Genomic DNA, 13,946 nt, shown 5'->3' on the forward strand with positions numbered 1-13,946 from the left:
TGGGAGCGGTCGGTCGCGCCCTCAGCCGGCGTCGGCCGCCTGGGCGGCGACTGCCCGGGCGACGGCGTCGCGGTTCTCGGCGATGGTACGCCGCAGGCTGTTGGAGGCGTCGGTGTGCGCCGCCAGCCAGTCCTCGCTCGCCTGCAGCAGGGCCGGGCTCGCCAGGGCCAGCGGGTAGAAACCGACCGCGAGCGACTCGGCGATGTGGTGCGTGCGCTCGGACCACACCCGGTCGATCACCGCGTGATAGCGCTCGGCATACGGCTCCAGCAGGGCCACGTCGTGCACCCGGCCGAAGCCGAGCGCCATGGCCGCGAGCACCGAGTTCGACAGACCGGCGGTCTCGACCGCGTCGGTCCACGCGCGCTCCTTGGCCTCAGCGGTCGGCAGCGCCGCGCGGGCGCGGGCCGCCTTCTCGTGCCCGGTGGCGGTGTTGTCGCGCTCACGCTCGGCGGCGATCTCCTCCTCGCCCGCCGCGCCGGCCGTGGCCAGCGCGGTGAGCAGCGTCCAGCGCAGGTCCTGGTCGATCGTCAGCCCGGCCAGCTCGCGCTCGCCGTCCAGCAGGGCGTGCACGAGGACGACGTCCTGCTCGGCCTGCGCGAAGGCGGCCCACGCCGTCACCAGCTGCAGCTGGGCGTCGCTGCCGCCGTCGGCGCCCAGCGCGGCCTCGCGCAGCCCGGTCGTCAGCGAGGACACCACCGACTCCCGGTGAGCCGGCGCGGTATACGTGAGCGCGGCAGCGCTGACCTGCTGGATCAGCACCCGGAGCAATGTGGAGTCGGTCTCGCCGGGCAGCGCGGTGAGCACGAGCCGGACGTAGTCGCTGGCCGACATCTCGCCGTCCCGGGTCATGTCCCACGCGGCGCCCAGCACGAGCGCCCGCGCCAGCGAGTCCTCGATCCCCCGGACGTGCTCCAGGGCCGTGGCGAGCGAGCGCTCGTCCAGCCGGATCTTGGCGTAGGCCAGGTCGTCGTCGTTGACCAGCAGCAGGTCCGGCACCGGCTGCCCGACGAGCTCGGCGACCTCGGTGCGCTCGCCGTCCACGTCCAGCTCGACGCGACGGGTCCGGCGCAGCACGCCGTCCACCAGGTCGTAGCAGCCGACCGCGAGGCGGTGCGGCCGCAGGGTCGGGTGCTCCTCCGGCGTGGTCTGCACGAGCGTCAGTGCCGAGATCGTGCCGTCCTGCGCGACCTCGACCTCGGGGCTCAGCGTGTTGACTCCGGCCGTCTCGAGCCAGACCTGGCTCCAGGAGCTCAGGTCGCGCCCGCTGGTCGCCTCCAGCTCCGTGAGCAGGTCGCGCAGCGTGGTGTTGCCCCACGCGTGCTTGGCGAAGTAGGCCCGGAGCCCGTCCCGGAAGGGCTCGCGCCCGACGTAGGCGACGAGCTGCTTGAGCACCGAGGCGCCCTTGGCATACGTGATGCCGTCGAAGTTCACCTCCACCGCGGCGAGGTCGACCATGTCCGCCGCGACCGGGTGGGTCGAGGAGAGCTGGTCCTGCTTGTAGGCCCAGGCCTTCTCCGCGGTGCCGAAGGTCGTCCAGGCGTCCTTCCACCCGGTCGCCTCGGCCTGGGCGGTCGTCGAGGCCCACTCGGCGAAGGACTCGTTGAGCCACAGGTCGTCCCACCAGGTCATCGTCACCAGGTCGCCGAACCACATGTGCGCCAGCTCGTGCAGGATCGTCAGCGCGCGCCGCTCCACGATCGCCTCGGTCACCTTGGACCGGAAGACGTAGTTCTCCACGATGGTGACGCAGCCCGCGTTCTCCATCGCGCCCATGTTGTACTCCGGCGTGAAGATCTGGTCGTACTTGCTGAACGGGTAGGCGCAGTCGAACTCCTCCTCGAAGAAGGCGAAGCCCTTCTTGGTGACGTCGAGGATGTTGTCCGCGTCCAGGTGCGGGGTGAGGCTCTTGCGGCAGAAGACCCCGAGCGGGATCTCGCCGGCCCGGGTGCTCACGCTGTCGCGGACCACGTCGTAGGGCCCGGCCACCAGGGCGGTGATGTAGGAGGAGATGCGCGGCGTCACCGGGAAGGCCCAGGTCGCGGCCCCGCGGTCGTCGTTCTGCCCGTCCGTGCCGTCGGCGACCGCCGTGGGCTCCGGGGTCGGCTCGTTGGAGATGACCTGCCAGTGGGCCGGCGCGGTGACCGTGAAGGCGAAGGTGGCCTTGAGGTCGGGCTGCTCGAAGACGGCATACATCCGGCGGCTGTCGGGGACCTCGAACTGGGTGTAGAGGTAGACCTCGCCGTCCGCCGGGTCGACGAAGCGGTGCAGGCCCTCGCCGGTGTTCATGTAGGTCCCGGTCGCCTCGACGACGAGCTCGTTGCTCTCCTTGAGCTCGGGCAGCGCGATCCGGGAGTCCACCCAGGCGGTGGCCGGGTCGAGCTCGGTGCCGTTGAGCACGACCCGCTCCACCGAGGCGCCGACGAAGTCGATCCACGTCGACTCGCCCGGGCTGGTGCAGGTGAACCTGACGGTGCTGCTCGTCGCGAAGGTCTCCGCGCCCCGGGTGAGGTCCAGGGCCACGTCGTAGGACTCGCAGCGGACGAGCGCGGCCCGGGCGGCCGCCTCGTCACGGGTCAGGTTGGTGCCGGGCATGCAGAGGTCTCCTCGTCGAGCGTCGGGTCCGCAGGTGCGGTCAGGGTATGCCGTGACACGATGGTCGCATGACGCATCACGAGTCCTCTGCCCAGTGCGCCACAGGTCGGACCACCCACGCCGAGATGTTCTTCGACCCGGCCTGCCCGTGGGCCTGGATGACCTCCCGGTGGCTCATGGAGGCGGCTCAGGTCCGCGACCTGGAGATCACCTGGTCCGTGATGAGCCTGTCGGTGCTCAACGAGGGGCGCGACCTCGACGAGGGCTACCGCGAGATGCTCGACCGCGCCTGGGGCCCGGTCCGCACGATCATCGCGGCCACCGCCGACCTGCCCGCGGCCGAGGCCAACGAGATGCGCAAGAAGATGTACGACGCCTACGGCCAGCGGATCCACCTCGACGGACGCGGCAGCGAGGACCTCGACGCCATCACCACCGAGGTGGTCGAGGAGCTCGGGCTGGACGCCTCGCTCGCTCAGGCCGGCGGCTCGGAGGAGCACGACGAGGCGCTGCGCGCCAGCCACCAGCGGGCCATCGACCTCGTCGGCGACGACGTCGGCACGCCGGTCGTCTCGGTCGAGGACGTCGCCTTCTTCGGGCCCGTCGTCACACCCGCCCCCAAGGGCGAGGCCGCCGGCAAGCTCTGGGACGGCTGCCTGCTCGTCGCCGCGACCCCGGGCTTCTACGAGATCAAGCGGACCCGCTCGGTGGGTCCGGACTTCAGCTGAGGGAGAGCGCCGTGCGGGTTCACATCGGCGGCGACCACGCCGCCTACGAGATGCAGCGCGACCTGGTGACCTGGCTCGGTGAGCAGGGTCACGAGGTCGTCGACCACGGGCCGGTCGACCACGACCCGCAGGACGACTACCCGGTCTTCGTGCTGCGCGCCGCCGAGGCGGTCGCCGCGGACCCGGGGTCGCTCGGGATCGTGCTGGGCGGGTCGGGCAACGGTGAGCAGATGGCCGCCAACAAGGTGGCCGGCATCCGCGCGGCGCTCGCCTACGACCCCGAGCTGGCACGCCTCACCCGCGAGCACAACGATGCGCAGGTCGTCTCCCTCGGCGCGCGGATGCATACCCTCGAGGAGGGGCGCGCCATCGTCGAGGCCTTCCTGGCCACCCCCTTCTCGGGCGACGACCGGCACCAGCGCCGGATCGACATGATGCGCGCCTACGAGAGCGACGGGACGCTCCCGCCGCTGCCCTGACGCCGCACGACGAAGCCCCCGCCCGGATCGACCGGGCGGGGGCTTCGCAGGCTCAGCTCACGCTCAGGCGTTGTTGTCGCCCTCGCCGTTGCCCTCGCCCTCGACGCCACCGAACTGGTCGGCGCGGTCGTTGGCGAAGTCCTGGGCCTTGTCGACCTGCTCGGAGTGCTTGCCGCCGGTCTTGTCGTCGACGAAGTCGCCAGCCTGCTCGACGCCCTGGTCGACCTTCTCGTCGTGCTGACCGGCCATGTCCTTGGCCTTGTCCATGAAGCCCATGACGAGACTCCTTCCCATCGGGTCCGGCGCCCCGGTCGGGGCGCCTTTCTTGCGGGACCACGCAACCACATCCCCCCGGGGCTGTCGACCCGGGCGCGATGCCCGGGCGCGTCGCGGTCGAGGACCGGTCGGCGCCCGGGCGGGTGTCGGCGGGCTCGGACACAATGGGCGCGTGAGCCGCAGATGGGTGCTGCACGTCGACATGGACCAGTTCCTGGCCGCCGTGGAGATCTTGCGCCGTCCCGAGCTGGCGGGGTGCCCCGTGGTCGTCGGCGGACGCGGCGACCCGACCGAGCGCGCGGTGGTCTCGACCGCGTCCTACGAGGCGCGCGAGCACGGCGTCCGCTCCGGTATGCCGCTGCGCGTCGCCGCGCGCCGGTGCCCCGACGCGGTCTTCCTGCCGGTGGACTTCCCGGTCTACGAGGACGCCTCCGAGCAGGTCATGGACACGCTGCGGGCGTGGCCGGGCGCGGTGGTGCAGGTGCTCGGGTGGGACGAGGCCTTCGTCGGGGTCGAGACCGACGACGTCGAGGCCGTGGCCGCCGGGGTGCAGGCGGCGGTGCTGGAGCGCACCGGGCTGCACTGCTCGATCGGCATCGGTGACAGCCTCGTGCGGGCCAAGACCGCGACCGACTTCGGCAAGCCGCGCGGCACCTGCGTCCTCACCCGTGAGACCTGGCTCGAGGTGATGGGACCACGCCCGACGACGGCGCTGTGGGGCGTCGGCAAGCGCATCGCCGCGCGCCTGGAGCAGGTCGGTCTGACCACGGTGGCGGAGCTGGCCGGGGCCGACGACGCGGTGCTGGCCGCGGAGTTCGGCCCGACCAACGGGCCGCGACTCTCCGAGCTGGGCCGGGGCGGGGGAGCAGACTGGCCGGACGACTCGCCCTGGGTGCCGCGGGCGCGGGGCCGCGAGACGACATACCAGCAGGACCTCGTGACCCCCGAGGAGGTGCGCGAGGCCCTGCGCGAGCTCGCGGCGCGGGTCGTCGAGGACGTCGCCTCGGAGGGCCGGCCGGTGCAGCGCGTCTTCCTCAAGGTGCGCTTCGTGCCCTTCTTCACCTACCACCGGGGTCGCAAGCTGCCGGAGCCGACCACCGACCCCGACGTGCTCGCGGCCACCGCCTTCGAGCTCTACCAGCGCCTCGCGGACGAGCGACCGGTGCGGCTGCTGGGGGTGCGCGGCGAGATGGTGCCCCCGCCGGGCGGGTACTGAGCAGCTGTGGTCCGATGGTGCCCATGAAGATCGGCATCATCATCGGGTCCATCCGCGAGGGCCGCAAGGGCGAGAGCGTGGCCCGCTGGGTCCACGACCAGGCACAGCAGCGCGACGGCGGCACCGACTACGAGCTCATCGACCTCAAGACCTTCGGGGTGCCGCTGCTGGAGTGGGAGAAGGTGCCCGGCGGCGTCAAGAAGCAGTACCCGCACGAGTCCGTGCACGCCTGGAGCGCCGCCATCGACGCCTGCGACGGCTTCGTCGTGGTGACGCCGGAGTACAACCACTCGGTCCCGGGCGGCCTCAAGAACGCCACCGACTGGCTCTACCCGGAGTGGCAGGGCAAGGCGGCCGGGTTGGTCGGCTACGGGTCCGAGGGCGGTGTCCGGGCCATCGAGCACTGGCGGCTGATCCTGGCGAACTACAGCATGGTCGTGGTCCGGCAGCAGGTGTCGTTGTCGACCTTCGACGAGTTCGACGGGGGCGAGGTGGCGCCCAACGAGCGCCGGCCCGAAGAGCTCGGGACCCTGCTGGACCAGGTCGAGGAGGCCGCGGCCCGCCAGCGGTCCTGACTCCCCGCGGGTCCGGTCCCACGGACCGGGCGGTCCTGCAGGGCGTCAGAAAATGCGTGTCGCCGCGTCGGCTGCGAGCAGGAAACCGATGATGCCGATGACCCACCACACGGCGCCACCTGCACGGGCTGCCAGCCAGGCGGAGAGGCGGCGCAGCGTCGGCTCGGCCCTCTGGTGAAGGCTGAGTCGGACGAGGAGCAGGAGCAGCGCGGGCAGCGCCATGACCATCACGTAGCCGGCAAGGACGCCGAGGCGGCCACCGGGCCCGAGGTCGCTGGTGCTGATGAGGGCGACGGCTCCGAGGTAGGGGACCATGCTGGCGGCCTCGATCAGCCCGGCGACGAGCGCGACCCCGATCACCGTCGACACCTTGCCCTCGGAGGTGGCGATGGCGTCCGCCCAGGTCTGCGCCCGTGGCGGTGCACCCTCGGCCTTGCGCCGAGCAGCGGCCCGCTTGGCCCACGCAGTATCTGGCCAGAAGCTGACGAGCAGGAGACCGACCCCCGTCGCCAGCTGCAGGTGGTCCGCACCTGGGGTGCCCGAGAGGTCGGCTGCCAGGTCGCCGAGCAGGTCGGCGCCGGTCAGCAGGGCCACGCCGAGTGCGAGGTAGAACAGGCTGATCGTGGTCAGGTAGATGAGGACCCGGCTCGCACTCACCCTGGGGTGCACGAGCATCAGGAGGGGGAGCACCAACGTGCCCACGCTCGTGCTGTCGACCAGCGCCAGTCCGACAAGTGCCAGGAGCGCGCCCGGTGCCATGATTTTCCCTTCCTGATACAGCTGTATCGGATCACCCCAGCATCTCTTCCCAATACACCTGTGTCAAGATGGCTCATGCCCAAGGTCGTGGATCACGAGCAGCGGCGGCGGCAGATCGCCGACGCGATGTGGCGGGTCATCGCCCGCGAGGGCATGGCGGCTGCCAGTGCGCGCTCGGTCGCGGCCGAGGGCGCCTGGTCGCTCGGAGCCGTGCGGTACTACTTCACCAGCCAGGACGAGCTGTTGCGATTCGCCATCGACCAGATGATCGAGGGGGTGACGGCGCGGGTGCGCCACCAGTGGCGCACCGGGTCGCCGGGGGAGGAGCGGTGCCGGCGGGTCTTGGAGGAGCTGCTCCCGTTCGACGAACGTCGCACGGGCGAGGTGCGGGTCTGGCTGGCGGCCCTGGTGCAGTCACAGGTCGACCCCTCTCTCACCGATCTCTGTCAGGCGGGGTGGCGGGGCACCCGACTGGTCTGCCGAGGGGTCGTGGCCGAAGTCCGAGGCGAGGACAGGCTCTTCGCCCAGGTGGTGGCGGACCCCGACCATCCCCTACCCCCGAAGCTCGAGAAGGCCGCCGAGCTCCTGCATACCGTGGTCGACGGGCTGACCCTGCAGGCATCGACCATACCGGACGCCGTGGACGAGCGAGAGGTCCGACGCCAGCTGAGTCGCTACGTCTCGGCCGTGCGCACCGGTGAGTGGAGCGGGTGACGGGAATCGAACCCGCGTAGCCAGTTTGGAAGACTGGGGCTCTACCATTGAGCTACACCCGCGCGACCCCGCGTGAGGCGTGTCCCGCCGGGCCGAGGAGATAGTCTAGACCCTTGCCCGCGGCGTCCGTGACGCCGTCCGACGACGGGGTATGGCGCAGCTTGGTAGCGCGTCCGCTTTGGGAGCGGAAGGCCGCCGGTTCGAATCCGGCTACCCCGACCACCTAGCATGGTGCTGATCCGCGTGCTCGCCGCGGGCTGTTCGCACGCCCGGCGAGAGACGACATACCCCCGACATGACAACGGAGCAACCTGCAGTGAAGAGCGCTGTCGAGACCCTGACCCCGACCCGGGTCAAGCTGACCGTCGAGGTCCCCGCCGCCGACCTCCAGCCCAAGCTGGATGCCGCCTACAAGAGCATCGGCGCCAACGTGCAGATCCCGGGCTTCCGCAAGGGCAAGGTGCCGAACCGGATCATCGACCAGCGCTTCGGCCGCGGCGCCGTGGTGCAGGAGGCTGTCAACGACGCCCTGCCGGAGTACTACACCCAGGCGATGACCGAGAACGACCTCACTCCGCTCTCGCAGCCCGAGGTCAACCTCACCACGCTGCCGATGGAGGAGGGCCAGGACCTCGCCTTCGAGGCGGAGGTCGACATCGTCCCGCAGTTCGAGCTGCCCGACTTCTCCGGCATCGAGGTCGTCGTCGACCCGGTCCAGGCGTCCGAGGAGGACGTGCAGACCCGGATCGACAACCTGCGCGAGCGTTTTGGCACCCTCAAGCCGATCAAGCGCAAGGCCAAGACCGGCGACCACCTGACGATCGACCTGTCCGCAAAGATCGGCGAGGAGGAGATCGACTCGGTGACCGGCGTCTCCTACGAGATCGGCTCCGGCACGATGCTGGACGGGCTGGACACCGCGCTGCGCGGAACCAAGGCCGGCGACACCGTCGAGTTCAGCTCGCCGCTGGCCGGTGGTGACCGCAAGGGCGAGAACGCCGACGTCACCGTCACCGTGCAGGCCGCCAAGGAGCGCGAGCTGCCCGAGCTGGACGACGAGTTCGCCCAGCTGGCCAGCCAGTTCGACACGATGGACGAGCTGCGCGAGGACCTCGCCAAGCAGGCCGAGCAGGGCGCCCGCTTCGAGCAGGGCGTCGGCGCCCGCGACAAGGTGCTGGAGGCCATGCTCGGCATGGTCGAGATCCCGGTGCCCGAGAGCCTCGTCGAGGCCGAGGTGCACCGTCACCTCGAGGGCGAGGAGCGGCTCGAGGACGACGAGCACCGCGCCGAGGTCACCGAGTCCACGATCAAGGCGATGCAGACGCAGTTCCTGCTCGACGCGCTGGTCAAGCGGGACGAGGTCGAGGTCGACCAGGGCGAGCTCATCGAGTACATCATGATGACCGCGCAGCAGTACGGCATGAACGCCCAGCAGTTCGCGCAGCAGATCGACCAGCAGAACCAGGTGCCCGCGATGGTCGCCGAGGTCGGTCGCCGCAAGGCGCTCGCGAACGTCCTGGAGCAGGCGAAGGTCACCGACACCGACGGGAACGTCGTCGACCTCGACGCGATCGAGGGTGACGACGAGGACGACGAGGCGGCCGAGGAGGTCGGGCCGGGCGACCAGGTCGTGGAGGCCGGCCACGAGGTCGTCGAGGCCGAGGAGACCGAGGACGCCGCCAAGGCCTGACCCACCACGCACGGTGCGCGACTGCACCGGGTATGCCGCCCAGCAGGGCGAGTTCACGGCATACCCGGTGCAGTCGCGTTTTCTGTGGCCCGGGCCGCGCTGCTGGTCGCCCCGGCCGACGCCTTGGCCTCCCACCACACCGCCGCCGAGCTCTGGGGCGGTGTCGTCCCGCACGCGGTGCGCCCGCACGTCAGCGTGCCGACCGGGCGGGCGCGGTCGGCCCGGGAGGACCTCGTCGTGCACGCCTCGTCGCGGCAGCCGGTGGTCTTCCGGGGCCTGCGGGTCACGACGCCGTTGGACACCTTCCTCGACTGCGCACGGGTACTCGATCTCGTCGACCTGGTGGTGCTGGGCGACAGCCCGGTCGGCAGGCGCCGGGTCACGCCCGAGCAGCTGCGGCAGGGGGCGCAGGAAGCGACCGGCCGGGGCGCCCGCCTCGCCCGCCGTGCCGCCGGCCTCGTCCGGGCGGGCGTGGACTCACCCATGGAGACCCGGGCGCGGATGCTCCGCGTGCTCGCGGGCCTTCCCGAGCTCGAGACCGACATCCGCTTCCACGACGAGAGCGGTGACCTGCTGCGTCGGCTCGACGCGGGGGACCGGGCGACGCGGACCGCGGTGGAGTACGACGGACGGCACCACATCGAGCGGGAGGGCGGCCGCGGTGGTCGAGAGAGGTCAGCGCTGCAGGGCCTCGGCGCGCTCGGGCGCCCGGACCGAGGGCTGCGGGGCGCGCTGCTCGTGCAGCGACAGCGCGACGACGGTCGCGACGACCAGCGCCATCCCCAGCCACTGGGTCGGCTCAGGGCGGCTGCCGAACGCGATCACCCCGATGAGGGCGGCGGTGAGCGGGAAGGTCAGCTCGGCGAGAGTCGCCCGGGAGGCCGGGGTATGCCGCAGCGCCCGGTAGTAGAGCGTCATCGCCGCGAGCCCGGGCAGCAGCGCGAGCGCCGCGATCGAGGGCGCGGCGGAGAGCGGGACGGCCAACGGGGTGCCGGTGAAGCCGGCGATGATCGCCAGTGTCACCAGGCCGACAGCGAAGCGCAGGGCCGTCAGGTCCACGAAGCGCAGCTCCGCGCTCGCCGCCCGGCCGAGCACCGTCCCACCCGCCCACAGCGCCGCGGCGCCGAGCGCGAGCAGCGCGGCCTGCGCCGAGCTCACCGTGACGGCCAGCGGGTCGGCGAAGGTCATCAGCCACGCGCCGACGACGGCGGGCGCGAGGAAGAGCAGGTAGGACCGGCGCAGCCGCTCCCCGAGCAGGACCGCGGCGAGCGCCAGCGCGATGAAGGGCTGCAGCTTCTGCAGGACCTGCGGGGTGATGGGGTCGCCGAGGCGGAAGGCAGCGGTGAACAACGTCGTGGCCAGCGCCGAGCTGCCGGCGCCGATGACGAGCACCGAGACCTGGGTGCGCAGGCTCGCGGCGCGCCAGCGGCGGACCGCGGGGACCAGCCACGGCAGCAGGAGCAGGGTCAGCATGGCGTGCTCCCAGAAGACGATGGCGAGCGAGGGCAGCTCCTGCGCCAGCGGGCCGCGCCAGAGCGCGGACAGGCCCCACAGCGAGGCAGCCAGGGCGACCAGCCAGGTGCGGTCGGCGCGAAGGGTGTCGGTCACGCGGACAGCCTCGCACGGCTGGGACGGTGCCCACCGTGCGGCCGGTCGGCGCAGACCGCGCGGCCGGTCGGGGGAGGGGGCGAGGCGGCAGTGCGCTCAGGGCGAACACGGCGCCCGCGGGGGAGTTTCGCGACGGGGGCGGACGTTAGGGTCGATGACAAGCACAGGTGCCGCACGGCATACCCCGGACGAAGCGAGGGAAAGCAGCGCATGACCGACATCACGATGGCCGAGAGCACCGCGCCGGCGGGTCTCGACGACCAGATCTACAACCGGCTCCTCAAGGAGCGCATCATCTTCCTGGGCTCGGAGGTGCGCGACGACAACGCCAACGCGATCTGCGCCCAGCTGCTGCTCCTGGCCGCCGAGGACCCGGAGAAGGACATCTGGCTCTACATCAACTCCCCGGGCGGCTCGGTGACCGCGGGCATGGCGATCTTCGACACCATGCAGTGGATCCCCAACGACGTCGCCACGGTGGCGATGGGCCTGGCCGCCTCGATGGGGCAGTTCCTCCTCTCCGCCGGCGCCCCCGGCAAGCGGTATGCCACCCCGCACGCCCGCGTCATGATGCACCAGCCCTCGGGCGGCATCGGCGGCACCGCCTCCGACATCAAGATCCAGGCCGAGCAGATGCTGCACATCAAGCAGCAGATGGCCGAGCTGATCGCCGAGCACACCGGGCAGAGCGTGGAGCAGATCACCACCGACTCCGACCGCGACCGCTGGTTCACCGCGGCCGAGGCCAAGGAGTACGGCTTCGTCGACCACGTCTACGAGCGCTCCGACGACGCGCCGTCGTCCCCCACCTCCTGACCGGCCACCCCAGCGAGAAGAGAGCTGACCCCATGACCTTCCCCCAGCAGAGCCCGTACGTTGGTGGCGCCTGGAGCGGCACCCCGCAGCAGCCCGGCGGTGGCCTGGCCCGTCCGCTGGCTCCGAGCAGCCGCTACATCCTGCCGCAGTTCGAGGAGCGCACCTCCTACGGCACCAAGCGCCAGGATCCCTACACCAAGCTGTTCGAGGACCGGATCATCTTCCTCGGCGTCCAGGTCGACGACGCCTCGGCCGACGACATCATCGCCCAGCTCATCGTGCTGGAGAGCCAGGACCCGGACCGCGACATCCTCATGTACATCAACAGCCCCGGCGGCTCGTTCACCGCGCTGACGGCGATCTACGACACGATGCAGTACATCAAGCCGGACGTGCAGACCTTCGTCATCGGCCAGGCCGCCTCGGCGGCCGCGGTGCTGCTGGCGGCCGGCGCGCCGGGCAAGCGCTTCGCGCTGCCCAACGCGCGGGTGCTCATCCACCAGCCGGCGCTCGCCGGCGGCGACTACGGCCAGGCCTCGGACATCGAGATCCAGGCCAACGAGGTGCTGCGGATGCGGACCTGGCTCGAGGAGACCTGGGCCAAGCACTCCGGCCGCAGCGCCGAGCAGGTCCAGAAGGACATCGAGCGCGACAAGATCCTTACCGCCGCGGAGGCCAAGGAGTACGGCCTCGTCGACGAGGTGCTCGCCTCGCGCAAGGCGTCGCTGGACGACTGAGGCCACCCGGCGCCGGGCATACCCCGGTCCGCCGGTTGCCGACCCCGGAGCCCGTCACCCCTCGTGGGGGCGGGCTCCCGTCGTCCCCGGGCGCGCCGGGTCCGGCACCGCGCCGTGAGCAGGTAGGTTCACCCAGCGTGGCGCGGGTGCTGGGCTGGGTGCAACGGGGGCTGGGCCTGCTGCTGCTCGTCGTGGCGGTGTGCGCCGTGGTCGCGCCCGTCACCAGCTGGTTCGTCATGCCCGGCGGGCTGGTGTGGGTGGTGACCGCACTCCTGCTCGGGCTCTGGTGGCTGGGTCGCGGCCGGCTCGGACCCGTGGCCGCCGCGGTGCAGCGCCGCCCGCGGCTGGTGGTCGGGCTCGGTGCCGCGGCCGGTGGCCTGCTCGTGCTGGGCCACCTTCCCCTCGCCCAGATCGACTTCGGCTGGGACGCCCGCCAGGTGGTCTGGGGCGTCGAGGAGCTCGTGGGCGGGGAGCCGCTCACGCAGGGGCGCGAAAACTACTTCTCCAAGTACCCCAACAACATCCCCGTCCTGGCCCTCTTCACCCCCGGGGCCCTGCTCGGCGACCAGCTCGGTCTCCCGCCCGTGACGTCCATGCTGCTCCTCCAGGGCGTCGGGGTCGGGGTCGTCGTCTGGTGCCTGGGGGCCACGATGGTGCTGCTCGATCGACCGGACTCGGTGCTGCCCGTGCAGGCCCTGGCGACGGTGCTGCTGGGCCTCAACGCGCAGACCGCCATCCCCTACTCCGACGTGCCGGCCGCGACCTTCGTGGCGGTGTGCCTCTGGGCCGCGGTGCGTGCCGACGTGACCCGGCGTCGGCGCTGGTGGGCCGTCGCCCTCCCCGCCCTCGTCGTCGCGGTCTCGATCAAGGTGTATGCCGTCGCGTTCGCCTGCGGGGCGCTCGCCCTCGTCCCCGAGCTGGTGCGCCGACGGGGCGCGAGGAGTGCCGTGGCCGCCGTCCTGGCCGGTGCGCTGGCCCTGGGGGTGGGTGTCGCGGCGACCACGTCGGCGGCGGCGCGGCTGACGCAGCTGCCGTCGGAGCGGCTGGAGCAGGTCCAGCAGCCCTACCCGGTGGAGCATTTCCTGGCGATGGGCACCTACGACTCGCAGGACCCGTCGCCGACCCGCGTCTACGGTGGCTGGAACTGGGAGCACGCGTCGACCATGAAGCATCAGCCCGACCAGGAGCTGCGGCAGCAGATCTCCCGCGACAAGATTCGCACCCAGGTCCTGGAGCGGGGCGTGGTCGGCAACCTGACCTTCACCTCCCGCAAGATCGCCTGGGTCTGGGGCGACGGCACCTTCTGGGCCCACGGGGAGGGCGTCGACCGGGACGAGCCCGGCCTCCTCGGAAGCCGGTGGAGCGCGCTGCAGTCCTGGTTCGTCGGCTCCGGCGAGCCCTACCGTCAGGTGGTGGCCCCCGCGCTGCACGGCCTCTGGGTGGCGACGCTGCTCGTGACCGGGGTCGGGCTCTGGCGCGTCCGGAGCGGTCCCTGGGTGGCCGCCTGCTCGGTCAGCCTGCTCGCGCTGACGGGCTACCTCGCGCTGTTCGAGGCCCGCCCGCGCTACCTGGTGGCCCTGCTCCCGGTCCTGCTCGTGCTGACCGGTCTCACGGCGGGAGCTCCCCCGGAGCGGGGTTCCGCTGACAGCGGATCGCGGGCCCAACACGCGGATCGCGCCGGGAAAACCGTGCCGAAACCCGGCTCGGCAAGGTAGCGTCGTGCAGACAGGGCGACCCCGGGTCGCCCGGACCA

At 71.8% G+C, this 13,946-nt stretch carries 13 protein-coding genes and 2 tRNA genes; 10 read left to right on the forward strand and 5 right to left on the reverse strand.

Going from position 1 to position 13,946, the window contains the following annotated elements:
• Window positions 1-21 precede the first annotated feature (21 nt).
• On the reverse strand, window positions 22-2,595 hold the full coding sequence (gene pepN / locus FU792_RS03885; RefSeq protein WP_022924268.1) for an aminopeptidase N: 2,574 nt from the start codon (window positions 2,593-2,595) through the stop codon (window positions 22-24).
• A gap of 68 nt (window positions 2,596-2,663) precedes the next feature.
• Between pepN and FU792_RS03890 the strand changes: the two genes are divergently transcribed.
• Together FU792_RS03890 and FU792_RS03895 are read left to right on the forward strand one after the other, a co-directional pair.
• Window positions 2,664-3,323, forward strand: a complete 660-nt coding sequence (locus FU792_RS03890; protein WP_022924267.1) for a mycothiol-dependent nitroreductase Rv2466c family protein — start codon at window positions 2,664-2,666, stop codon at window positions 3,321-3,323.
• 11 nt (window positions 3,324-3,334) lie between these two features.
• Entirely contained in the window at window positions 3,335-3,802 is a 468-nt protein-coding gene (locus FU792_RS03895) for a ribose-5-phosphate isomerase (protein WP_022924266.1), read from the forward strand.
• A gap of 63 nt (window positions 3,803-3,865) precedes the next feature.
• Here FU792_RS03895 and FU792_RS03900 read toward each other — a convergent pair whose 3' ends face one another.
• Complete coding sequence (locus FU792_RS03900) at window positions 3,866-4,078, reverse strand: antitoxin (protein WP_022924265.1); 213 nt, start codon at window positions 4,076-4,078, stop codon at window positions 3,866-3,868.
• Window positions 4,079-4,250: 172 nt separating this feature from the next.
• On the opposite strand from FU792_RS03900, the gene FU792_RS03905 reads away from it, so the two are divergent.
• Both FU792_RS03905 and FU792_RS03910 read left to right on the forward strand, forming a co-directional pair.
• Window positions 4,251-5,294 (forward strand): DNA polymerase IV, encoded by a 1,044-nt coding sequence (locus FU792_RS03905; RefSeq protein ID WP_272943989.1) that lies wholly within the window; start codon window positions 4,251-4,253, stop codon window positions 5,292-5,294.
• 23 nt (window positions 5,295-5,317) lie between these two features.
• Complete coding sequence (locus tag FU792_RS03910; protein WP_022924263.1) at window positions 5,318-5,869, forward strand: NADPH-dependent FMN reductase; 552 nt, start codon at window positions 5,318-5,320, stop codon at window positions 5,867-5,869.
• Window positions 5,870-5,914: 45 nt separating this feature from the next.
• Here FU792_RS03910 and FU792_RS03915 read toward each other — a convergent pair whose 3' ends face one another.
• Window positions 5,915-6,628 (reverse strand): GAP family protein, encoded by a 714-nt coding sequence (locus FU792_RS03915; RefSeq protein WP_022924262.1) that lies wholly within the window; start codon window positions 6,626-6,628, stop codon window positions 5,915-5,917.
• A gap of 75 nt (window positions 6,629-6,703) precedes the next feature.
• Here FU792_RS03915 and FU792_RS03920 point away from each other — a divergent pair, with 75 nt between their 5' ends.
• Window positions 6,704-7,342 (forward strand): TetR/AcrR family transcriptional regulator, encoded by a 639-nt coding sequence (locus FU792_RS03920; protein WP_028130882.1) that lies wholly within the window; start codon window positions 6,704-6,706, stop codon window positions 7,340-7,342.
• On the opposite strand, the gene FU792_RS03925 is transcribed toward FU792_RS03920, so the two are convergent.
• Window positions 7,331-7,404, reverse strand: a tRNA-Gly gene (locus tag FU792_RS03925). The genes FU792_RS03920 and FU792_RS03925 overlap by 12 nt on opposite strands.
• A gap of 83 nt (window positions 7,405-7,487) precedes the next feature.
• Here FU792_RS03925 and FU792_RS03930 point away from each other — a divergent pair.
• A tRNA-Pro gene (locus FU792_RS03930) sits at window positions 7,488-7,564 on the forward strand.
• A 94-nt stretch (window positions 7,565-7,658) separates the two neighbouring features.
• Window positions 7,659-9,032, forward strand: coding sequence for a trigger factor (gene tig, locus FU792_RS03935; protein WP_022924261.1), 1,374 nt, complete (start codon window positions 7,659-7,661; stop codon window positions 9,030-9,032).
• A 675-nt stretch (window positions 9,033-9,707) separates the two neighbouring features.
• Here tig and FU792_RS03940 read toward each other — a convergent pair.
• Entirely contained in the window at window positions 9,708-10,640 is a 933-nt protein-coding gene (locus tag FU792_RS03940) for a DMT family transporter (RefSeq protein WP_022924260.1), read from the reverse strand.
• Window positions 10,641-10,850: 210 nt separating this feature from the next.
• On the opposite strand from FU792_RS03940, the gene FU792_RS03945 reads away from it, so the two are divergent.
• The 3 genes from FU792_RS03945 (at window position 10,851) to FU792_RS03955 (ending at window position 13,908) form a co-directional block, all read left to right on the forward strand.
• Window positions 10,851-11,456 carry an ATP-dependent Clp protease proteolytic subunit gene (locus FU792_RS03945; protein ID WP_022924259.1) on the forward strand — a complete coding sequence of 202 codons (606 nt, stop codon included), beginning with the start codon at window positions 10,851-10,853 and terminating at the stop codon, window positions 11,454-11,456.
• Between the two features lie 32 nt (window positions 11,457-11,488).
• Window positions 11,489-12,193 (forward strand): ATP-dependent Clp protease proteolytic subunit, encoded by a 705-nt coding sequence (locus tag FU792_RS03950; protein WP_022924258.1) that lies wholly within the window; start codon window positions 11,489-11,491, stop codon window positions 12,191-12,193.
• 137 nt (window positions 12,194-12,330) lie between these two features.
• A complete protein-coding gene (locus FU792_RS03955) occupies window positions 12,331-13,908 on the forward strand; it encodes a hypothetical protein (RefSeq protein WP_022924257.1) in 1,578 nt (525 codons plus the stop codon).
• Window positions 13,909-13,946: the final 38 nt, after the last annotated feature.

The sequence above is a fragment of the Serinicoccus marinus DSM 15273 genome (assembly GCF_008386315.1).
GTDB classification, from domain to species: Bacteria; Actinomycetota; Actinomycetes; order Actinomycetales; family Dermatophilaceae; genus Ornithinicoccus; species Ornithinicoccus marinus.

Excerpts from the sequence above, each read along its gene's own strand:
- pepN (WP_022924268.1), bottom strand. The coding sequence starts at position 2,595 with ATGCCCGGCACCAACCTGACCCGTGACGAGGCGGCCGCCCGGGCCGCG.
- FU792_RS03890 (WP_022924267.1), top strand. The coding sequence starts at position 2,664 with ATGACGCATCACGAGTCCTCTGCCCAGTGCGCCACAGGTCGGACCACC.
- FU792_RS03900 (WP_022924265.1), bottom strand. The coding sequence starts at position 4,078 with ATGGGCTTCATGGACAAGGCCAAGGACATGGCCGGTCAGCACGACGAG.
- FU792_RS03910 (WP_022924263.1), top strand. The coding sequence starts at position 5,318 with ATGAAGATCGGCATCATCATCGGGTCCATCCGCGAGGGCCGCAAGGGC.
- FU792_RS03915 (WP_022924262.1), bottom strand. The coding sequence starts at position 6,628 with ATGGCACCGGGCGCGCTCCTGGCACTTGTCGGACTGGCGCTGGTCGAC.
- FU792_RS03920 (WP_028130882.1), top strand. The coding sequence starts at position 6,704 with ATGCCCAAGGTCGTGGATCACGAGCAGCGGCGGCGGCAGATCGCCGAC.
- FU792_RS03945 (WP_022924259.1), top strand. The coding sequence starts at position 10,851 with ATGACCGACATCACGATGGCCGAGAGCACCGCGCCGGCGGGTCTCGAC.
- FU792_RS03950 (WP_022924258.1), top strand. The coding sequence starts at position 11,489 with ATGACCTTCCCCCAGCAGAGCCCGTACGTTGGTGGCGCCTGGAGCGGC.